At 71.6% G+C, this 19,541-nt stretch carries 20 protein-coding genes and 1 pseudogene; 5 read left to right on the forward strand and 16 right to left on the reverse strand.

The annotated features are described in order from the left end of the window. Window positions 1-36: 36 nt before the first annotated feature. From OG289_RS21460 to OG289_RS21470, 3 genes are read right to left on the reverse strand one after another with little or no spacing between them, the layout of a single operon-like run. Window positions 37-927, reverse strand: a complete 891-nt coding sequence (locus OG289_RS21460) for an arylamine N-acetyltransferase family protein (protein ID WP_327315648.1) — start codon at window positions 925-927, stop codon at window positions 37-39. Between the two features lie 41 nt (window positions 928-968). Next, a complete protein-coding gene (locus OG289_RS21465) occupies window positions 969-1,814 on the reverse strand; it encodes an EamA family transporter (RefSeq protein ID WP_327315649.1) in 846 nt (281 codons plus the stop codon). Continuing rightward, window positions 1,811-1,963 (reverse strand): hypothetical protein, encoded by a 153-nt coding sequence (locus OG289_RS21470; RefSeq protein WP_327315650.1) that lies wholly within the window; start codon window positions 1,961-1,963, stop codon window positions 1,811-1,813. The genes OG289_RS21465 and OG289_RS21470 overlap by 4 nt, the downstream gene beginning before the upstream one ends. A gap of 232 nt (window positions 1,964-2,195) precedes the next feature. Here OG289_RS21470 and OG289_RS21475 point away from each other — a divergent pair, with 232 nt between their 5' ends. After that, window positions 2,196-2,543 carry a GntR family transcriptional regulator gene (locus OG289_RS21475; protein WP_327315651.1) on the forward strand — a complete coding sequence of 116 codons (348 nt, stop codon included), beginning with the start codon at window positions 2,196-2,198 and terminating at the stop codon, window positions 2,541-2,543. Next, window positions 2,540-3,520 carry a DUF1648 domain-containing protein gene (locus OG289_RS21480; RefSeq protein WP_327315652.1) on the forward strand — a complete coding sequence of 327 codons (981 nt, stop codon included), beginning with the start codon at window positions 2,540-2,542 and terminating at the stop codon, window positions 3,518-3,520. Before OG289_RS21475 ends, OG289_RS21480 begins: the two co-directional genes overlap by 4 nt. Before the next feature lie 222 nt (window positions 3,521-3,742). Here the strand turns inward: OG289_RS21480 and OG289_RS21485 are convergent, their stop codons facing one another. From OG289_RS21485 to OG289_RS21495, 3 genes and pseudogenes are all read right to left on the reverse strand, one after another. Continuing rightward, window positions 3,743-4,411 carry a hypothetical protein gene (locus OG289_RS21485; RefSeq protein ID WP_327315653.1) on the reverse strand — a complete coding sequence of 223 codons (669 nt, stop codon included), beginning with the start codon at window positions 4,409-4,411 and terminating at the stop codon, window positions 3,743-3,745. Then, window positions 4,408-4,608: a DUF397 domain-containing protein gene (locus OG289_RS21490; RefSeq protein WP_327315654.1), complete on the reverse strand. Its 201-nt coding sequence runs from the start codon at window positions 4,606-4,608 to the stop codon at window positions 4,408-4,410. The genes OG289_RS21485 and OG289_RS21490 overlap by 4 nt, the downstream gene beginning before the upstream one ends. A 5-nt stretch (window positions 4,609-4,613) precedes the next feature. Further along, a pseudogene (locus OG289_RS21495) lies at window positions 4,614-4,721 on the reverse strand (transcriptional regulator); the annotation flags it as partial. Window positions 4,722-4,728: 7 nt separating this feature from the next. On the opposite strand from OG289_RS21495, the gene OG289_RS21500 reads away from it, so the two are divergent. Then, on the forward strand, window positions 4,729-4,971 hold the full coding sequence (locus OG289_RS21500; protein ID WP_327315655.1) for a PIN domain-containing protein: 243 nt from the start codon (window positions 4,729-4,731) through the stop codon (window positions 4,969-4,971). 90 nt (window positions 4,972-5,061) lie between these two features. On the opposite strand, the gene OG289_RS21505 is transcribed toward OG289_RS21500, so the two are convergent. The 3 genes from OG289_RS21505 to OG289_RS21515 all read right to left on the reverse strand — a co-directional run bounded on the left by OG289_RS21505 (window position 5,062) and on the right by OG289_RS21515 (window position 8,972). Then, window positions 5,062-5,583 (reverse strand): lamin tail domain-containing protein, encoded by a 522-nt coding sequence (locus OG289_RS21505; RefSeq protein ID WP_327315656.1) that lies wholly within the window; start codon window positions 5,581-5,583, stop codon window positions 5,062-5,064. A gap of 297 nt (window positions 5,584-5,880) precedes the next feature. After that, window positions 5,881-8,121: an MMPL family transporter gene (locus OG289_RS21510; RefSeq protein WP_327315657.1), complete on the reverse strand. Its 2,241-nt coding sequence runs from the start codon at window positions 8,119-8,121 to the stop codon at window positions 5,881-5,883. 245 nt (window positions 8,122-8,366) lie between these two features. Next, a complete protein-coding gene (locus tag OG289_RS21515) occupies window positions 8,367-8,972 on the reverse strand; it encodes a TetR/AcrR family transcriptional regulator (RefSeq protein ID WP_327315658.1) in 606 nt (201 codons plus the stop codon). 250 nt (window positions 8,973-9,222) lie between these two features. Here OG289_RS21515 and OG289_RS21520 point away from each other — a divergent pair, with 250 nt between their 5' ends. Next, entirely contained in the window at window positions 9,223-12,576 is a 3,354-nt protein-coding gene (locus OG289_RS21520) for a S41 family peptidase (RefSeq protein WP_327315659.1), read from the forward strand. Here the strand turns inward: OG289_RS21520 and OG289_RS21525 are convergent. The 5 genes from OG289_RS21525 to OG289_RS21545 form a co-directional block, all read right to left on the reverse strand. Continuing rightward, a complete protein-coding gene (locus tag OG289_RS21525) occupies window positions 12,565-13,320 on the reverse strand; it encodes a hypothetical protein (RefSeq protein ID WP_327315660.1) in 756 nt (251 codons plus the stop codon). The genes OG289_RS21520 and OG289_RS21525 overlap by 12 nt on opposite strands. A 147-nt stretch (window positions 13,321-13,467) precedes the next feature. Beyond that, complete coding sequence (locus OG289_RS21530) at window positions 13,468-13,701, reverse strand: hypothetical protein (protein ID WP_327315661.1); 234 nt, start codon at window positions 13,699-13,701, stop codon at window positions 13,468-13,470. 91 nt (window positions 13,702-13,792) lie between these two features. After that, a complete protein-coding gene (locus tag OG289_RS21535; protein ID WP_327315662.1) occupies window positions 13,793-14,689 on the reverse strand; it encodes an SDR family oxidoreductase in 897 nt (298 codons plus the stop codon). Continuing rightward, complete coding sequence (locus tag OG289_RS21540; RefSeq protein WP_327315663.1) at window positions 14,686-15,621, reverse strand: alpha/beta fold hydrolase; 936 nt, start codon at window positions 15,619-15,621, stop codon at window positions 14,686-14,688. Before OG289_RS21540 ends, OG289_RS21535 begins: the two co-directional genes overlap by 4 nt. After that, a complete protein-coding gene (locus OG289_RS21545; protein WP_327315664.1) occupies window positions 15,618-17,159 on the reverse strand; it encodes a flavin-containing monooxygenase in 1,542 nt (513 codons plus the stop codon). Before OG289_RS21545 ends, OG289_RS21540 begins: the two co-directional genes overlap by 4 nt. Window positions 17,160-17,298: 139 nt before the next feature. On the opposite strand from OG289_RS21545, the gene OG289_RS21550 reads away from it, so the two are divergent. Continuing rightward, entirely contained in the window at window positions 17,299-17,976 is a 678-nt protein-coding gene (locus tag OG289_RS21550) for a MerR family transcriptional regulator (RefSeq protein WP_327315665.1), read from the forward strand. On the opposite strand, the gene OG289_RS21555 is transcribed toward OG289_RS21550, so the two are convergent. Together OG289_RS21555 and OG289_RS21560 are read right to left on the reverse strand one after the other, a co-directional pair. Beyond that, on the reverse strand, window positions 17,949-18,503 hold the full coding sequence (locus tag OG289_RS21555) for an LppU/SCO3897 family protein (RefSeq protein WP_327315666.1): 555 nt from the start codon (window positions 18,501-18,503) through the stop codon (window positions 17,949-17,951). The two genes, OG289_RS21550 and OG289_RS21555, sit on opposite strands and share 28 nt — an antisense overlap. Window positions 18,504-18,681: 178 nt before the next feature. After that, entirely contained in the window at window positions 18,682-19,485 is an 804-nt protein-coding gene (locus OG289_RS21560; RefSeq protein ID WP_327315667.1) for an exodeoxyribonuclease III, read from the reverse strand. Window positions 19,486-19,541: the final 56 nt, after the last annotated feature.

Raw genomic sequence — 19,541 nt, forward strand, 5'->3', positions numbered from 1 at the left:
GGTGCTCCTGAGAGCGGGCGGACGCACCCAGTCGGTTCAGGGCAGCAGGCACGTCCCGTCCGGTACGACGATGCCGAACTCCTCTTCCAGGACCCGGCGCGCCTCCGTCTCGTCCGTGAGCTCGCGCTGCTTGACGGTGCCGTCGGCGTGGGTCTCGGTCAGGAGCGGGCCGTCGAGGAGGAGGTGCCGGTCGGAGGTGACGCACTGGACGTAGGCGCGGCTGCTGAACGGGGAGCGGGGGTTGGTGGCGATGTGCCAGTTGATCACCTCGAAGTCGGGCCGCTCGAAGGGTTCGAGAGTGAAGGCGTACTGGGCCTGCCACCCGTCGTTCGTTCCGGACCCCGCGTGGCCTTGCGCTTCCAGCACCCACAGCTCCAGCGGGCCGCGGTGCGGAGCGTGGACGAGGCGGTGGCGGCGGCCCGCGCCGTCGAACTCGACATCCGCGGTGAGCGGGACGGGTTCGAGCAGGGCTCCCGGGGCGCCGAAGCCGACGTCGGCGAGGTGGGGCCGCGGGTCGCCGGGGACCTCGACGAGGAGCGCCATATGGGTGCGGGGCCGGTCCTCGAACCGCCGCGCGCCCACGACGACCCGCGCCGTCAGCAGGGTCACCCGGAAGCCCAGCTCCCCCAGGACGGCCGCGAGGAGGGTGTTGTGCTCGTAGCAGTAGCCGCCGCGCCGCCCGTCACGGACCAGCTTGGCGATCAGGTCCGCGGGGTCTAGCGAGGGGGCCGTGCCGCGCAGGGGGTCGAGGTTCTCGAAGGGAAGGGCACGGATGTGGGCGAGATGCACGCCCCGCAGGGTCGCCGCGTCGGCGCGGCGGTCCCCGTCCCAGCCGATCCGCCGGAAGTAGGCGTCGAGCTCGTCGGGGGTTAAGGCTGGGGCGAAGGCTGGGGCGAAGGCTGGGGCGAACGCTGTTGTCTCGGACATGACTTCACCGTAGTCAAGGTCGTGGGCCCCCAGTGGCCCTCTCAACCGGTGTGCAGCATCAGCCCGATACCGACGACGAGGAGTCCGGCGGCGACGAGGCGGGGCGCACCGAACCGCTCCTTGAAGAGCAGGGCGCCGATGGCCGCCCCGACCAGGATCGACGACTCCCGCAGCGCGGCGATCGGTGCCAGTTCGGCGCGGGTCTGTGCCCACAGGACGAGGGCGTAGGCGAGGACCGACAGCGCGGAGCCGAGCAGGCCGAGGGCGGCGAAGGGCCGCAGGAGCGCGACGGTCTCCCCACGCCGGTGGTAGGCGGCGTACGCCGGGATCACGCCCCCCTGTACGGCCATCAGCCAGGCGATGTACCCGAGGGAGGACCCGGAGGCGCGGACGCCGAGCCCGTCGACCACGGTGTACGAGGCGATGGTCAGCCCGGTCGCCAGCGCGGCCCCGATCGCCGCCCAGTTCGGCCGCCGTCCGCGCAGCCCCCATAGGGCGACGCCGGTCAGCCCCGCGCACGACAGGGCGATGCCGGCGGCCGCCCAGCCGTCCGGCACCTCGTGCGCGAAGACGGCGGCGAGGACGGTGACGACGAGCGGCGCGGAGCCGCGCGCGAGGGGATACGCCTGCCCGAAGTCGCCGAGCCGGAACGACCGCATCAGCAGCACGTAGTAGGCGATGTGAATGACCGCGGAGGACAGCAGGTACGGCCACGCGCCGGCCGCCGGGAACGCGGTGAACGGCACGAGCGCGAGCCCGATGAGCATGCCGCCGCCGGCGATGAGCGTGAACCCGACGAGCTTGTCGGTGATCCGGTGGGCGATGGCGTTCCAGCCGGCGTGGGTGACCGCGGCGAACAGGACGGCCGCGGTGACCAGCGGGGTCACGCGGTGGGCTCGCGTACGTCCACGAGGGTCGCGTCCGCGTGCTCGACGAGGTCCTTGGGCGCCATGGGGAAGCTGCGTGTCGGAAGGCCGTCCAGCCCGAGGGTGAGGAGGGCTTCGGCGAAACGAGGGTGCGCGGCGGACGTCGTCATGCGGGCACGCTAGCGGTCGGTGCAGGGGGCGGGCGAGTGGATTGCGCGGGAGCGTGGCGGCGGCGCCCCACTCCCGCGGGGCCGGTATTCCTGGCCGATGAGGCCGGTCTCGCCCGCCCGCTCCTGGCCCGCGGCGGCGAAGGGGGATCACAGCGCGCGGTGACGTCGCCGCACCGTTCGGCTCAAGACCTCGCTCCCACTTCAAGCCGTTGGTGCTATGTTCACTAGCACCATGCTGTTGAGACTGAACGCTGCGGACCGTCGCCCCCTGCACGAGCAGGTGGCCGGCGCGATCCGGCGCGCCATCGCCGAGGGCGAGTGCGGGCCGGGCGACCGCCTTCCCCCGGCCCGAGACCTTTCCCAGGCCCTGGACGTGAACGTCAACACGGTTCTGCGGGGCCTTCGGGCGCTGCGCGACGAAGGAGTGCTGGAGTTCCGGCGCGGCCGGGGCGTGACGGTGGCCGACGGGGCGGACCAGCGCTCCGTCCTGCTGGACCGTGTACGCGACCTGGTGACCGACGCGGCGCACCTCGGCTACGGCAAGGACGACGTCATCGACATGATCAGGGGGATCTCGTGACCGACCAGGCACGCAAGAGCGGAGCGCCATGGGGCGCCGTCGCCTGGAGCGTCGGCGTCCTGGCCCTGTTGACGGCGCTGCCGTTGGCCGCGAGCGGCCGGCTCCCGGACCGGCCGGCGACCCACTGGGACGCCGGCTCGGGCAGGCCCGACGGTTCCATGCCGCTCTGGGCCGCGGCACTCTTCCCGGCGCTGATCTGGTCTGTACTGGCAGTCGTCGTCGTGCTGACGCTGCGCCGGGCAGGGACCGGTGGCGGGGTACCGGGGTGGGCGGCCGCGGGCCTCGGATCCGGCGGCGTGACACTGCTCGGCGGGCAGGCATCCGTCGTACGGGCAAACCTGGACCGCGCGGACTGGCACGAGGCGGGATCGGTGACGAGCGGCGTCGTGGGCACGCTCGTCGTGGCGGCCGCCGTGGGGGCGGCCGGCCTGCTGGTCGCGCGCCGGGCGCCGGCCGCGCCCCGGCCCGCGGCGGACGGCCCGACCCTGGAGATTCCCGCCGGGCAACGGGTCGTATGGCTCGCCCGCGCATCGAACTCCTGGCTCCAGGCGATCGCCGCCCTGACCGGGCTGCTCGCGATCACCGTCGTCGTGTCGGCGCTCGCGGGCCTGACGGACCTTCCGTTCCTGCTGGCGGCCGCGCCGTTCACCTTGGCCTCCGTTCTGGTCCTCGGCTGCTCCTCGGTGCGGGCACGGGTCGGCGAACAGGGTCTGCACGTCGCTTTCGGCCCCCTCGGCTGGCCCACGCGCCACTGGGCCGCCGAGGACGTCGAGTCGGCACGCGTCGAGAGCCGCACGCCCGCCCAGGTCGGCGGCTGGGGCTACCGACTCGGCGGGCAGGGAACCACGGTGATGCTGCGCGGCGGCGAATGCCTGGTCATCCACCCCTCAAAGGGCAGGGAATTCGCCGTGAGCGTGGACGACGCCGAACGCGGAGCCGCCCTTCTGAACTCCTTGAGCGCCCGACACACAAGGTGAGGAACAGATCCTGGCCGGTGATTCCCCCACACCGGCCGGGACCTCAGGAGCGCCCACGGTCGGCGCGGGTGACCTCGCGTCGCAGGTCGAGCGGTGCCACCTCAACATCGGGTACGGCCTTGGCGGCGGTCGGCGCTCCCTTCGACGACGTGGCGGCGCTGGACGTCCCCGAACACCTGGCCGAGGTCGAGGCCACCGCGATCCCCGACTGAGCACTGTGTGTCACATGCGCCAGGTGCTGGAGTACTGGATGTGCAGACGGGCGGGTACATGGCGACGCGTCTGGGCGTGTGGCCAGGGTCCGGTGCCCAGCTCGACGCAGAAGTGCCCGGCGCCCGGGTGGCGGTGCGGGTACGACGGGGCCTCGTCGACGAGGCCGCGCAGCGCGGTGCCGTGTTCGCGGAACGCGGTGGAACTGCCCACGACGAAGAGGGTGTGCGCGGCGATGTCGAACTCGAGGTGGTCGCGGTACTCGCGGTGGTGACGCCTCTCGTAGTCGATGGCCGTCTCGTCGGGGAAGTCCTGGTCCGGGGTGGTCGCGGTATGTGGTTTGCCGGCACCGAGGCGCGCCCTGACCTGCTTCCACGACGCGGCGGGAAACTGCAGGCTGTGGTGGACCAGGACCAGGTCCAGCGAGACGGGCTCGCCGTCGCCGACGACACCCTCGGGGACCGGGTTGGCCCGGATCGGCAGATGGACCAGCGACCGGGCGGACCGGGCGGCCAGCGCCCACAGGGCGACGAGCTGGGCCGCGCCCTCCCGGTCGGCGTACATCGACAGCCAGTGGCGGTCGTCGCGCAGCGCCAGCCGCCCGGGGGCGGGGTCCGCCCGGATCACCCGGAACTCGTCGCCGCCCAGCCGTACGTGATGTATCCGTACCCGAGTACTCATCCGACCTGCGGCCGGTCCCCCACGCTGACGACGAACTCGGCCCAGGTGCCGGGAGAGACGGTGAGCATGCCGTGGGCGGGGTTCTTGGAGTCGCGGATGTGGATGGTGGCGGGGGTGGTGGCCACTTCGACGCAGTCGTTGCCGTTGCTGCTGTCGCTGTAGCTGCTCTTGAACCAACGGAGTTCCGACGTGCGCATAGTCTCCCCAGCGCTTGTTCGATGAAGGCCAGGGATTCCCCTGGCGTGAGCGCCTGAGCCCGGATGATGCCATACCGCAGGTCCAGGACCCTGAGGTGCCTGGGGTCCTGGACGGTGGCGATGTTCGCCGATCTCCATCCGGACGTCGCAGTGCCCAAGGGCGTGTGGCGGTGGATCGAGGCCGCGCAGTACAGGCTCGCCCAGCGTGCCCAGCATCAGAGCCTCTCCACCGTCGACTGGGTCGTCTGCGCGACGGCGGCCCACCACGGCCTGGTCGTCCTGCACGACGACAACGACTTCCGCGCCGCTGCCCGCATCCTCACGGATCTCACCGAACGAAGCGTTTTCTCCGCCCCGGAGTGAAGGACAGCGGACCGAACCGGCGCCCGGGACATGGGCGAGCGGCGCGCCCGACCCCGAAGGGTCGGACGCGCCGCCGGCTGTGCGGGTTCGTCAGTGACGGTCCCCGCCGTGGTGGTGACGGTCCTCGCCGTGGTGGTGACGGTCCCCGTCGTGGTGACGGTCCCGGCCCCACGACTCCTCGTCGACGAAGCGGTCGCGGTCGTTGCGCAGGGTGGCGGTGTCGGCGTGGTTGTCCCACACCTCACGTCGGCGGTCCTGGAACAGGTCGGCGCGGGTGTCGCGGCCCTCACCGGTGTGGATGCGGACGGTGGCGCGGGGGGCCAGGCGGTAGTGGCGGAAGGTGTAGGTGTCGCCGCTCTCGTCCGAGAGGGTCCACCCGTGCAGGTTGATCTCGTGGCGGGTGGTGTTGGTCAGCTCCACCCACTCCTTGTTCAGGGAGCGGTTGGAGCGGTCGTCTCGGCCCGGTGCGTCGTACTGCACGGCGCTGATCTCCACCCTCGGCCGGTCCTGACGCGAGTGGTCGGCGGCCGAGGCCGGCAGCGCCACCGTCCCGACCACGGCGGCGGCGAGCGCGGCGGCGGCGAGGCAGCGAGCGGAAACAGAAGCGGACACAAGGTCTCCTTGCATGGTGCGGGTGGCGGCCCGATCGGCCGCACGGCCAACACTTGACCACCGAACACGAAGTAAGCACCTTATTGCCACCGCCCGTTACGAACCGTCCACATATCAGTGACAGTAGACTTCAATGTCCATATATATAACGAACGCACCGAACCCTTGCCGTTCCTGCCCGCAAGGCCCTGCCCGGGACCGCGCCTCACCCGAAAGTGGGTCACAAAGAAGAAGCCGGTGAGGGCGCCCCGTCCCCACGGAGCCCTCACCGGCGGTCTTTTCAGATGGACCGGTACGTCAGGCGCGTACCAGTTCGCGGTCCTCGTCGCCGTCTCGGGAGGAGTCGGCGTCGTCCTGCGTGCGCAGCCCCTCGCCCTCGACGTCGACGTTGGGCAGGGCGCGGTCCAGCCACTTCGGGAGCCACCAGGCCTTCTTGCCGAGCAGGGCCAGCACGGCCGGCACGATCGCCATGCGCACGATGAACGCGTCGAAGAAGACGGCGATCGCGAGGCCGAAGCCGATCATCTTGATCATCGACTCGCTGGAGCTGATGAAGCCGCCGAAGACGGCCATCATGATGATCGCGGCGGCGGCCACGACCTTGGCGCTGTAACGGAAGCCGGTCACCACGGCCTGGCTCGGGGACTCGCCGTGGACGTATGCCTCCCGCATGCGGGTCACGAGGAAGACCTCGTAGTCCATGGCCAGGCCGAAGACCACGCCGACCATGAAGATCGGCATCATCGACATGATCGGGCCGGTCTCCTCGACGCCGATCAGGCCGGACAGCCAGCCCCACTGGAAGACCGCGACGACGGCGCCGAGCGCGGCGAGCACGCTGAGCAGGAAGCCGAGGGCCGCCTTCAGCGGGACCAGGATGGAGCGGAAGATCACGATCAGGAGCAGGAAGGCGAGGCCCACCACCAGGCCCAGGTACGGGATCAGCGCGTCGGTGAGCTTCTGCGAGAAGTCGATGTTCATCGCGGTGGTGCCGGTGACCAGCACCTGCGCGCCCGTGTCGGCCTTGACGTCGGCGCCCTGGTCACGGATGGCGTGCACCAGGTCCTCGGTCTGGGCCGAGGACGGCTTGGAACCCGGGATGACGGTGATCGTCGCGGTGTCGCCGGCCTTGTTGAAGGCCGCCGGGGTCACCGTCGCGACGTCCTTGAGGTCCTTGATGCCGTCGGTCACCGAGGTGGCCGCCGCCTGGGGGTCGTCGCTGTTCTTGGCGTCGACCACGATCATCAGAGGGCCGTTGAAGCCGGGGCCGAAGCCCTCCGACAGCAGGTCGTACGCCCGGCGCTGCGTCGTGGAGGTCGGCTGCGAGCCGTCGTCGGGCAGGCCCAGTTCCAGCTGGGTGGCCGGGACGGCGATGGTGCCGAGGCCGACCACGCCGAGCAGCAGCACGGCGGCCGGACGGCGGATGACGAAGCTCGCCCAACGGGTACCCATGCCGGGCTTGGCCTGCGCCTCGGACCTCTCGGACCACTCGGACCTGTTGCCGCCGCGCGGCTTGCGCTTCTCGCCGGTCGCCTTGACCCTCTTGCCCGCGTACCCGAGCAGTGCCGGGATCATGGTCAGCGCGATGAGGACGGCGACCACGACCGTGCCCGCCGCCGCGAGGCCCATCTTGGTGAGCATCGGGACACCGACGACCGAGAGGCCCGCCAGCGCGATGACGACCGTGAGGCCCGCGAAGACCACCGCCGAGCCGGCGGTGCCGGTGGCGCGGCCGATCGCCTCCTCGCGATCGCGGCCCACGGCCAGTTCGCTGCGGTAGCGGGAGACGATGAACAGCGCGTAGTCGATGCCGACCGCGAGGCCGATCATCAGCGCGAGTGTGGAGGTGGTGTCGCCGAGGTCGAGCGCGCTGGCGAGGGCGGTGATGGTGGAGACGCCGATGCCGACGCCGATGATGGCCGTCAGCAGCGGCAGTCCGGCCGCGACCAGCGAGCCCAGGGTGATGACGAGGACGACCGCGGCGATGGCGAGGCCGATGACCTCACCGATCGCTCCCGGCTCGGCCCCGGCCTGGAGGGCGTCGCCGCCGACGTCGACGGTCAGTCCGGTGGCGCGGGCGTCGTCCGCGGCCGTCTTGAGGGCGTCCCGGGTCGAGTCCTTCAACTCCATGCCGGGGGCCTCGTACTTCACGGACGTGTAGGCGACCGTGCCGTCCTTGCTCACGGCGTTCGACGTGAACGGGTCGGCGACGGAGACGACCTCGGAGCCGTCACGCAGTTCGCTGACGGTCTTCTCGACGGTCGCCTTGTTGGCGGCGTCCGTCATCTTCTGGCCCTCGGGAGCCTTGAAGACGATGCGTCCGGTCCCGCCGTCGGCGCTGGCCCCGGGGAAACGCTGTTCCAGCAGGTCGAAGGCCTTCTGGGCCTCGACGCCGGGGATGGAGAAGGAGGTGGTGCCCGGGGCGGGCGCGGAGGCCGCGCCGACACCGGCGAGGGTCAGCAGCGCGACCCATATCAGGGCGACGAAGTGCCGTCGCCGGAAGGCGAGCCGGCCGAGCTTGTAAAGGAACGTGGCCACGGAGGCGTACTCCCGGTCAGGTCGTGTGTGGTGGGGGCCTGTGTCGGAATCCCGGTCGGATCAGCGCACGTCGTCTGGTGCGTGCGAGCGTGCGTGCCAGACGGCGGGCGCCCGGCCGGGGTTCCGACACAGGCCCCAAGGGCAGGGTTGACCAACCCGCGGGGAGGCAGGGGTGATCGGCCCGACGACGTGAGCGGTGACGTCAGGATGGGCGGACCGTGGGGACGGCCGGGTGTGAGGTGGTGTCAGCTGGTGGCAGGGGCGCAGAGGGCGGGGAGGACCACTGCGTCGATGTACGAAAGGAGGAAGTCCTGCGTCGGCGGCTGCTCGTCGAGCAGCGTGCGCGCGGCGAACGCGCCGATCATCATGTGCATCATGAACGGGGCCGCGGGGCAGTCCGCACGGACCTCGCCCCGGTCGACCGCCCGTTGCAGCACATGACGGAACTCCGCCATCTCCGGCTCGATGAGATGCTCCTTGAACGCCTTCAGCAGGTCCGGGTTGCCGTGGACCGCCATGGCCAGCCCCCGCATCAGCGCGGAGTTCTGTTCCATCTGGCAGTCGTCCGAACGCAGCGTGAGGGCGCGCAGGTCGCCCTTGAGCGACCCGGTGTCGATCTCGCCGAGCGAGCCGCCCGGCTTGTTGTGCCGGACCGCCTTCGCCACCAGCTCAGGCTTGCCGCCCCACTGGCGGTAGAGCGTCGCCTTGCTGGACCGTGTGCGGGCGGCGACGGCGTCCATGGTGAGGGCGTCGTAACCGACTTCGCGGAGCAGGTCGAGCACGGCCGCGTACAGCTCGGCCTCGCGCTCGGGGGTGATACGGCTGCGACGCGCCGTTGCGACCTCAGTCATCCCGCTCACCCTCCACTCCGAACCGACACGGTCTCGTCTTCGTACATGACGAATGTAGCGCACTCTTCTGCGAAACGAAACCGTTTCGTACGTGTCCTGGCTCACGGGCCCGTCCCCGCAACGCCAACGCCCCGGCCGTGCCCCCGGCCCTGCCTGGCCGGCACCCCGGCCCCGCCCGGCCCCGCCCCGTCGGCGCCCCGCACATACGTCACAAGTTGCTGCGGTCCATCCCCCGGAAAAGCATGGAAAGGTGAGTTATCTGCGTCTGCCCCATCTCAGCGGTGACCTGTTGTGCTTCGTGGCCGAGGACGACCTCTGGCTGGCCCCCCTCGCCGACCCCGGCCGCGCCTGGCGGCTCACCGTGGACCGCACCAAGGCCGGACACCCCCGCTTCTCCCCCGACGGCCGCCGGATCGCGTACACGAGCTGGCGCAGCCTCGTCCCGGAGATCCACCTGGTACCGGTGGAGGGCGGACCCGGGCGGCGGCTGACGTACTGGGGCGGCTCCGACACCCAGGTCTGCGGCTGGACGCCCCCCGAGAGCGACGGAAACGCCGACATCCTCGCCGTCGCCTCCCACGGAGAGCCCTTCTCCCATTTCACGTGGGCCTACAAAGTGCCCACCGACGGCGCCCCCGGCCGCAAACTCCCCTGGGGACCGGTCTCCGACATCCAGGTCGCCGACATCGACGGCGAGCGCAGGACCCTCCTCCTCACCGGCACCCCGCCCCACGAACCGGCCGCCTGGAAGCGCTACCGGGGCGGAGCCACGGGCCGCCTGTGGCTGCACGGGCAGCGGCTCCTGGAAGGCCTCGACGGACACCTCGCCTCCCCCCTCCTCGTCGGCGGACGCATCGCCTTCCTCTCCGACCACGAGGGCGTCGGCAACCTCTACTCCTGCGCCCACGACGGCTCCGACCTGCGCCGGCACACCGACCACGACGCCTTCTACGCCCGGCACGCCGCCAGTGACGGAACCCGGGTGGTGTACCAGTGCGCCGGCGATCTGTGGATCGTCGACGACCTCGCCGCCGACTCCGAGCCGCGCCGGATCGACGTACGGCTGAGCGGGCCGCGGGCCGGGCGGCGGCCGTACCAGATCCCGGCCGCCCAGCACGTGGACGGCATCTCCGTCGACGAGACCGGGCGGGCGAGCGCCGTCGTCGTCCGCGGCAGCCTGTACTGGCTGACGCACCGGGACGGACCCGCCCGGACGATCACCGACACCCCCGGGGTACGGGTGCGGCTGCCGGAGATGCTCGGCTCGGGCGGCCAGGTCGCCTACGTGACGGACGCGGAGGGCGACGACGCCGTCGAGATCGCCCATCTGCCGCGCGCGACCGGTGACCGCGAGCCCCGGCGGCTGGCCTCCGGGGAGCTGGGGCGGGTGCTGGAGATGGTCTCCGACCCCGAGGGCGAGCGGCTCGCCCTGGCCGCGCACGACGGACGGCTGCTGCTCATCACTGTGTCCGACGATGCGGCTGCCGCCGCGGGGACCGAGGATGCGAACGGCGAGGTCACCGAGCTGATCTCGTCGGTCAACGGGCCCGTCCGCGACCTGTCCTTCTCACCGGACGGGACGTGGCTGACCTGGTCGCACCCGGGGATCGGGCGGTCCCTGCGCCAGATCAAGATGGCCCGCATGAAGGACCGGCTGATCATCGACGTGACCAACGGCCGGTTCGAGGACGAGAACCCGGTGTTCACCAGGGACGGCCGCTACCTCGCCTTCCTCTCCTGGCGCGGCTTCGACCCGGTGTACGACGTGCACACCGGCGACCTGTCCTTCCCCCTGGGCTGCCGGCCCTACCTGGTGCCGCTGTCGTCGGCGACCCCCTCCCCCTTCGCCCTGACCCCGGAGGGCCGTCCGGCGGCCGGCGGCCTGGACCCGGTGGCGGACGAGGAGAACGGCGACGGTGCGGTGACGGTCGAGATCGAGGGACTGGAGAACCGGGTCACTCCCTTCCCCGTGACGGCGTCCAAGTACTCGGCGCTGCATCCGGTGGCGGGCGGCGGACTGGTCTGGCTGCGCTGGCCGATCTCGGGGGCGCTCGGCGAGACGTTCGCGAACCCGGACGACACCAGCGGGCGGCCGACGCTGGAGTACTTCAACATCAGCAAGGCGAAGAAGTCCGAACTCGTCGACCACCTCGACTGGTTCGCGCTCAGCGGGGACGGCACCCGGCTGGTCGTGGTCGACGAGGGCGAGCTGCGGGCGGTGCCGTCGGCCGAGTCCGGGGACCTGGACTCGACGGTCTGGATCGACCTGCGGCGCATCCTGCACGAGGTGGACCCGGGCGCCGAGTGGCGTCAGTCGTACGAGGAGGCCGGGCGGCTGATCCGCGCGTACTTCTGGGAGCCGGGGATGTGCGGGATCGACTGGGACGCGGTCCTCGACCAGTACCGGCCGCTGGTCGAACGCGTCGCCTCGCCCGACGAGTTCGCGGACCTGATGCGCGAAGTACTGGGCGAGCTGGGCACGTCCCACGCGTACGTCACCGCCGCCCGCCGCAGCGAGGGCCCGCCGCACTACCAGCGCCTGCAAGGCATGCTGGGCGCCAACTTCGTACGACGCGACGGCGGTTGGACGGTTCTGCGGATCCTGCCCGGCGACTCCTCCGACTCCAAGGCACGCTCACCGCTGGCCGGCACCGGAATCCGGGAGGGGGCCGTGCTCACGCACGTGGACGGGCGGGCGGTGGACCCGGTGACCGGCCCGTACCCCCTCCTCGCCGGCGCGGGCGGCACGACGGTGGAGCTGACGTTCGCCGGACCCGTCGCCCCCCACCACCCTTCCGAGGAAGACACTCCGGGCCCCTCTCTTCCCGCTCTTCCCGCTCTTCCCGCCGAGGGCGAGGCGGGCCACTCGCGCCGGGTGGCCGTGGTCCCGCTCATCGACGAACGCCCGCTGCGCTACCAGGACTGGGTGGCCAAACGGCGCGCGGTGGTAAGGGAGTTGAGCGGCGGCCGATGCGGCTACCTGCACATCCCCGACATGGGCGGATCGGGCTGGGCCCAGTTCAACCGTGACCTGCGGATGGAGGTGTCGAGGCCCGCCCTGATCGTGGACGTACGCGGCAACGCCGGCGGCCACATCAGCGAACTCGTGGTGGAGAAGCTGACGCGCACCATCCTGGGCTGGGACCTCACCCGCGACGCCCAGCCGGTGTCGTACGCCTCGAACGCGCCGAGAGGCCCGGTGGTGGCGCTGGCGGACGAGGCGACGTCGTCGGACGGCGACATGATCACGGCCGCCTTCAAGCTGCTGAAGCTCGGCCCCGTGGTCGGCCATCGCACCTGGGGCGGCGTGGTCGGCATGACCGGCCGCCACCGGCTCGGCGACGGCACCGTCATCACCGTCCCGATGAACGCGGCCTGGTTCGACGCGTACGGCTGGTCGGTGGAGAACAAGGGCGTCACCCCCGACCTGGAGGTCCTGCGCACGCCCCTGGACTGGGCCGAGGGCCGCCAGGCCCAACTGGACGACGCCGTCCGACTGGCCCTCGACCTCCTCACCACCGGCCCCCCGGCAACCCCGCCCGACTACACCGACGTCCCGAACCACTCCCGCCCGAAACTGCCACCGCGCACGTCAGGAGGCTGAGGCGGGGGCGTTGCTGCCGGTCGGGGTCTGGGGGAAGTTGGCGGCGGCCACCACCTCGGGCCTGCCCACATACCCGCCGACGCTCTCCACCCGCACCACGAGCGCCAGCGGCGACGCCGTGTCGTACGCCTTGGCCAGCGCGCGGATCTCACCGCGGGCGAAGAGCTGGGTCGCGCCCGAGGTCGCCAGCAGGGCGCAGCCCGCGATCATGACGAGACGGCTTCCGGGCGCGAAGGGATTGCGGGCCAGCAGGACGATCGCGTGGTCCACGAGCGTCGTCCCGTCCACCGCCGCCTCGCCGTACTCCGCGCCGCCGTCCACGGAGACGATGCGGTACTCGGTCGGATACTGCCGGAACACGAACGGCGGGTTCAGCCGGTCGGCCAGCAACGGCCAGAGCATGTTGTGCACGGGCCCGCCGATCACCACGAGGTTCTCCTCGGCGTCGGCCGCCATGGCGAAGACCCTGGCCCGGACCGTGGTCACCTCGTGCCGCCGCAGGTCCTGGGAGAGGAACTGCCGCAGGCTCATGGCCGCGAGGGCGTCGGTCTCGGGAATCTTCGGATACGCGGAGTTCCCCGCGCCCGACTCCCCGACGACCATCACCACCCGCCTTCGCCGGTCCAGCCGCCACACCCGCGCGGCGGGCTTCCGCGTCCGGTGGTACTGCAGAAGCGTCCGCCCGGCCCACCCGACGACGAACGCCAGCAGCGAGGCCATGAGGTTGACCGTCAGATCCTGCACGAACGGCTCCCCTCGCCCTCGTCTGCGCGTCAACCAGCAGTGTGCAGCAGGGAGTTGCCCGGCGTCCCCCGCACGCGGGGAAGGGGTGCCCCCGTGCGGGGGCACCCCTTCGTCATCCGCTGTCGGACGTCCGCGGTGAGCGGTACGTCAGAACGCCTCGTCGTCGGCGTAGTGGGGCGCCTCCGGCGACCGGCGCCCGGACTCCTCGTGCTCCCGGCGCATACGCTCGGACTCCTCGTGCTCCGGACGCACGCGCTCGGACTCCTCGCCCGGACGCTTCTTGCCGCGGTGCTGGACCTGCTCCTTGCCCTGCTGGGCCTTCTGCTTGGCCTGCTGCTGCCACTGCTCGGACTGGTCCTGGAACTTGTCCTTCATACCCATGTGGGTTCACTCCTGTGGGAGATGAGGGGGTTGGGGCCCCGTGGTGGGGCCTCGACCAGATTCACACGGGCGGTCACGGCGCGCATGTCGATCAACTACGCTCCGTAGCCCTCGCCTGTCGCGCCTGTTCGTCGGCGGAGCCTCCCGCGCCGACCAGCCCCGTCCGCATCCCCCGCACCCGGGGCGCGAAGCGCTTCATCTCGCGCGCGCCGACCGCCCCGATGAGCCCGGGCAGCCAGCCGCGCACGCCCTGCATGCCCCGCAGCCACCCCTGCCCGTACACATGCGCCGAACGCCGCTCGATCCCGGCCACGATCCGGTCGACCGCCGGCCCCAGCGGGTACGTCTTGTTCGCCGGCCACGGCAGCCGCTGCCGGAGCTCCCGCATCACCTCGTCCTGATCGGCCCCGCGCACCATGTCGGTGTCGGTCCAGGACAGATAGCCGACGCCGACCCGGACGCCCCGGTGGGCGACCTCGGCGCGCAGACTGTGCGCGTACGCCTCCACGCCCGACTTGGACGCGCAGTACGCGGTCATCATGGGAGCCGGGGTGATCGCGGCCAGGGAGGCTATCTGGAGCAGATACCCCCGGCTCTCCAACAGCACCGGCAGGAAGGCGCGGGCCGTCACCGCCGAGCCGATCAGGTTGACCTCGATGACCCGGCGCCAGGCCTCCGGGTCGGAGTCGGCGAAGGGACCGCCGTTGGCCACGCCCGCGTTGGCGACCACGACATCCACCTTGCCGAAGCGATCCTTCACCTCCGCCGCGACCCGCGCCATCGCCTCGTGGTCGGTGACGTCGGCGTACCAGTGAGCGCTGTCGCCGTGCAGCCGCTCGGAGACCCGCTTCAGCTCGTCCGGCTCCAGGCCGACCAGCGCGACCTTCGCACCGCGCGCGGAGAGCTTGCGGGCGAGCAGCTCGCCCACGCCCCGCGCGGCCCCGGTGACCACGGCGACCTGGCCCTCGAGACTCACCTTGCCGCTCATGCGCCCTCCTTCGACTGCGTGTCCGTGGCGTGCGGGATGTTCGGGATGCGCGGGATGCGCGGTGGGATGTACGTGGTGACGAGTTCGCGGATCCGTGCCGTGACGAGCTCGGGCGCCTCGACCGGCGTCATATGGCCGAGGCCGGGCAGTTCGGTCAGGCCGACGCACCGCGGGAGCGCGGCGGCGATCCGGCGGGCGTGCACCGGCGGGGTGAGCCGGTCGCGGGCGCCGACCACCACCGCCGTCGGCACCCTCAACTCCCGTACCCCGTGGTCGAGATCGAGCAGACTCAGCACGTGCCCCCAGGCGTACCGCACCCGGCGCGGGCAGGCGTGCACGATCCGCGCGCACGCCTCCACCAGGTGCGGGGCCGAACCGGCGCCCATCGTGGCGTACTTGAGAATCGCCTTGGCGACCGGCGTGACCGGCCCGAGGGGCGCCCTCGACCCGAGGATGTGCCGGGTCAGCCAGGTCCGCAGCCGACCGGGCCGCATCGGCACGACGGTGGCCTCGTCGACCAGCCCCGAGGCGCCGGTGCTGCACAGCAGGACGGCGCCGGCATGCTCCCGGAAGGCGTCTCTGGCGGCCGCCGCCAGCACCGTCATGCCGCCCATGGAGTGACCGGCGATCACGGCCTTCTCACCGGGCGCGAGCGTCGCGCCGAGGACGGCTTCCAGGTCGTCGGCGAGGACGTCCGTGCTGCACACCGCGCTCTCCGGGGTGCGTCCGTGGCCGCGCTGGTCGTAGGCGATGACCCGGTGGTCGGCGGCGAGGTCCCGGATCTGGGCCGCCCAGAAGGCGGTCGAGCAGGTCCAGCCGTGGGCGAGGACGACGGCGGGACCGGTCTCGGGGCCGTGGACCTCGACGTGCAGCCGGGCGCCGTCGGCGGAGACGGCGGTGAGCTCGCGGAAGGAGACGCCGGAGACGCTCACGCGGTCACCTCGTCCTTCTTGTCGTCCTTCTTGTCGTCCTTCTTGTCCGTCGTGTCGTCCTTCGTGAGGACGGCGGGTGCGCGCAGGACCTCGTACTCCGCGAGGTCCACGCGTCGCGTCGCCCGCCGGAACTCGCTCGGCGTGCCCGGCCAGATGGTGGTGTTGCGGCCGTTCGCGTCCAGGTACCAGCTGGTGCAGCCGCCCGTGTTCCACACCGTGCGCCTCATCCGGTCCTGCACCCGGCGGTTCCAGGCGTGCACGGCGCTCGGACGGGCGTCCAGGGCAGTGCGCCCCCCGAGGACGTTCAGCTGCCGCAGGTAGTCGGCCATGTAGTTCAGCTGGGACTCGATCATCAGGATCATGGAGGAGTTCCCGAGGCCGGTGTTGGGGCCGATGATCGTCATCCAGTTGGGGAAGCCGGCGGCGGAGGCGCCGCGCAGGGCCTCCATGCCGTCCTTCCAGCTCTCCGCGAGCGTCCGCCCGTCGACGCCCACCACCCGGTCGGCGATCGGCATGTCGGTGACATGGAACCCGGTGCCGAAGACGATCGCGTCGGCCTCGGCCTCGCTGCCGTCGGCGGCGACCAGCGTGGACCCCCGGATCTCGCTCAGCCCGCTGGCGACGACGTCCACGTTGGGCTGCGCGAGGGCCGGATAGTAGGTGCTGGACAGCAGGATCCGCTTGCAGCCGATGCGGTAGTCCGGGGTGAGCCTGGCGCGCAGGTCCGGGTCCTTGATCGCCCGGGCCATGTTGCGTCGGGCGAGCTGCTCGACGAAGCCGAGCTCGTTCGGGTGCTTGGTGAACGCCTGGACCTGGAGCTCCCGGATGCCCCACAGAAGCCCGCGCCGCAGCTGGGTGGTGAAGGGCAGGGCCCGGTGGAGCGCGCGCTCGGCGCCGCTGATGGCCCGGTCGACGCGAGGCATCACCCAGGGCGGGGTGCGCTGGAAGAGCGTCAGCCGGGAGACGTCGGGCTGGAGGGCGGGCACGATCTGGATGGCGGAGGCGCCGGTGCCGACCATGGCGACGCGCTGCCCGGTGAGATCGTGGTCGTGGTCCCAGCGGGCCGAGTGGAAGACCTTGCCCGGGAAGGTGTCGAGCCCCGGGATGTCCGGGATCTTCGGGTCGGACAGCGGCCCGGTCGCGGAGACGACGATGTCGGCGAGGTAGCGCCCCGCACCGGTCTCGATGTCCCAGCGCAGCTCCTGCGCGTCCCAGGTCATCCGCAGGACCTCGGAGTCGAGGCGGAGGTGGGGCCGCAGCCCGAACACGTCGGTCACCCGCTCCAGATAGGCGCGGATGTGCTCCTGCCCGGAGAAGGTGCGCGGCCAGTCCGGGTTGGGCGCGAAGGAGAAGGAGTACAGGTGGGAGGGCACGTCACAGGCGCACCCCGGGTAGTCGTTGTCCCGCCAGGTCCCGCCGACACCGCCCGCCCGCTCCAGGACGACGAAGTCGGTGATCCCCTCGCGGCGCAGCCGCACGGCGGCCCCCAGCCCACCGAAGCCGGACCCGATCACCGCCACCCGTACGTGTTCGGTCATCCCGACACCTCCTGCCGTGCTGCCGCTTCAAAGACTCTGCCAGTGAACACTGGCGCAATGGGAGGGTAGAGCAGCCCCGTACTGATGGGTAGAGGCCGGAGGAACGAAAGCTACCGGCGGTACAACATAAGCTTCGCCCGTGGCGGACAAGCGGGAGTACCGGACGGAGGAGCTGGCCAGGGAGGCCGGCATCACGGTGCGCACCCTGCGCTTCTACCGCGAGCGCAAACTGCTCCCGCCGCCCCGCCGCGAGGGCCGTATCGTCTGGTACGACGACCATCACCTGGCCCGTCTGCGCACGATCGCGGCGCTGCTGGAACGCGGCCACACCCTCACCGGTATCGCGGAGCTGGCGGACGCCCTCGACCACGGCCGCGACGTCGCCGACCTCCTCGGCGTCGGCGGCCCCACCGAGGAGGAACCGGTCCGCCTCACCCCCGAGGAACTCGCCGCCCGCTTCGAGGGCCAGGTCACCACCGAGAACCTGGCCGCCGCCCTCGACCTCGGCTACCTGGGCACCGACGGCGACGAGATCGTCCACGTCAGCCGACGCCTCCTGGACGTCTGCTCCGCCCTGGTCCGCGAGGGCATCCCGCTCGCCGAGGTCCTGGCGGCCGGCGTCCGCGTCCGCGAACACGCCGACGCCCTCGCCGAACTGTTCACCGCCCTGATACTCCGCCACGCGACCGAGGAAGACCTGCCCCGCCTCCGACCCCTGGCCCGCAGCGTGATGGAGGCGGAGCTGTCACTGGCCCTGGACCGGCGGCTGCGCGAGCCGCAGGCCGGACCTCAGACCTCGGTGAAGCACAACGTGTAGTCGACGCTCCGGCTGTTGGAGTACTGGATGCCGTAGTCGTACTCCGACCCGCACTTCCTGTCGGGGCCTATCAGCTTGTCGCCCGTCTTGTACTGGGCCTCGGCGGAACCGCAGTCGACGACCGTCGGCAGCGGATCGCCTTCGGGGTCCGCGACCTTGACGCAGTCGCCGATGTCCGGGTCGTGCGTCTTGGCCTCCTCGGCCTGCGCGGACTGCGAAGCCTCCGCCTTGGCCTTTCCGCCGGTGGGGCTGGTGTTGTAGTCGTACACGTAATAGCCCAGGCCGCCCATGACGGCGATGAGGACGACAGCGGTCTTCAGCGCCCGCATCGCACCCCCGGGCTGCGGCGGCCGCGGCCCCTGCGGCGGCTGGGGCTGATATCCGTACGGCGGCTGCGGCGGCTGCGGATGTCCGTACGGCTGCTGCGGGTGGCCGTAGGGAGGCTGTGGCTGCTGCGGGTGCCCGTACGGAGGCTGCTGCGGCTGGCCGTACGGCGGCTGATTCTGGTAGGGCGGTGGTACGGACATGACTGGGAACCCCCGTGATGGCGGCGCGCGTTGACTGCGCCTGAGCAATGCGCCTGAGCAATGCGCCTGAGCAATGCGCCTGATGACTGCGCCTGATGACTGCGCGAATGGAGATCAACGCAAGTTGACAGGCGCAGGCTACCGCTCGGCCGCCGGCTCACCCTCCGGTCGGGGTGGGTCACATCTCGAAAGCCACCGTCACCGGAGCATGGTCCGACCAGCGTTCCCCATGACTGGCCGCCCGCTCCACGACCGCCTTGACGGCACGTGCCGCCAGCCCGGGCGTCGCCACGGCCAGATCGATCCGCCATCCCGCGTCGTTGTCGAAGGCCCGGCCCCGGTACGACCACCACGTGTACGGCCCGTCCACCTCCGGATGCAGCCCGCGCACGACGTCGACGTACCCCCCGTCCGTCGGGGCGAAGACCTGGGTCAGCCAGTCCCGCTCCTCCGGCAGGAAGCCGGAGTTCTTGGTGTTGGAGCGCCAGTTCTTCAGGTCGGCCTGCTGGTGGGCGATGTTCCAGTCGCCGCAGACCAGGACCTCGCGGCCGTCGGCGGCGGCGCGTTCGCGCAGGTCCTTGAGGTGGGCGAGGAACTCGCCCATGAAGCGGACCTTCTCGTCCTGCCGGTCGGTGCCGACCTCGCCGGAGGGGAGGTAGAGGGAGGCGACCGTCACACCGGGCAGGTCGGCCTCGACATAGCGGCCGCTGCCGTCGAACTCCGAGGAGCCGAAGCCGACGCGGACGGCGTCCGGCTCGCGGCGGGTGTAGAGGGAGACACCGGCGCGTCCCTTGGTGGCGGCCGGGGCGTGGGTGACGTACCAGCCCTCGGGGGCACGGACCGCCTCCGGCAGCTGCTCCGGCTCGGCGCGCACCTCCTGGAGGCACAGCACGTCGGCGGAGGTGTCCGCGAGCCACTCCACGAAGCCCTTCTTCGCGGCGGCACGCAGTCCATTCACGTTCACGGAGGTCACGGTCAGCACCCGGGCACGATACCGGCCGGCCACCGGCACACTGGAACGGGTCCGAATTCACTTTT

Source organism: Streptomyces sp. NBC_01235, from assembly GCF_035989285.1.
GTDB lineage: Bacteria > Actinomycetota > Actinomycetes > Streptomycetales > Streptomycetaceae > Streptomyces.

Coding starts and splice junctions, on each gene's coding strand:
- OG289_RS21460 (WP_327315648.1), bottom strand. CDS start 927: ATGTCCGAGACAACAGCGTTCGCCCCAGCCTTCGCCCCAGCCTTCGCC.
- OG289_RS21470 (WP_327315650.1), bottom strand. CDS start 1,963: ATGACGACGTCCGCCGCGCACCCTCGTTTCGCCGAAGCCCTCCTCACC.
- OG289_RS21475 (WP_327315651.1), top strand. CDS start 2,196: ATGCTGTTGAGACTGAACGCTGCGGACCGTCGCCCCCTGCACGAGCAG.
- OG289_RS21485 (WP_327315653.1), bottom strand. CDS start 4,411: ATGAGTACTCGGGTACGGATACATCACGTACGGCTGGGCGGCGACGAG.
- OG289_RS21490 (WP_327315654.1), bottom strand. CDS start 4,608: ATGCGCACGTCGGAACTCCGTTGGTTCAAGAGCAGCTACAGCGACAGC.
- OG289_RS21500 (WP_327315655.1), top strand. CDS start 4,729: ATGTTCGCCGATCTCCATCCGGACGTCGCAGTGCCCAAGGGCGTGTGG.
- OG289_RS21515 (WP_327315658.1), bottom strand. CDS start 8,972: ATGACTGAGGTCGCAACGGCGCGTCGCAGCCGTATCACCCCCGAGCGC.
- OG289_RS21530 (WP_327315661.1), bottom strand. CDS start 13,701: ATGGGTATGAAGGACAAGTTCCAGGACCAGTCCGAGCAGTGGCAGCAG.
- OG289_RS21535 (WP_327315662.1), bottom strand. CDS start 14,689: ATGAGCGGCAAGGTGAGTCTCGAGGGCCAGGTCGCCGTGGTCACCGGG.
- OG289_RS21545 (WP_327315664.1), bottom strand. CDS start 17,159: ATGACCGAACACGTACGGGTGGCGGTGATCGGGTCCGGCTTCGGTGGG.
- OG289_RS21555 (WP_327315666.1), bottom strand. CDS start 18,503: ATGTCCGTACCACCGCCCTACCAGAATCAGCCGCCGTACGGCCAGCCG.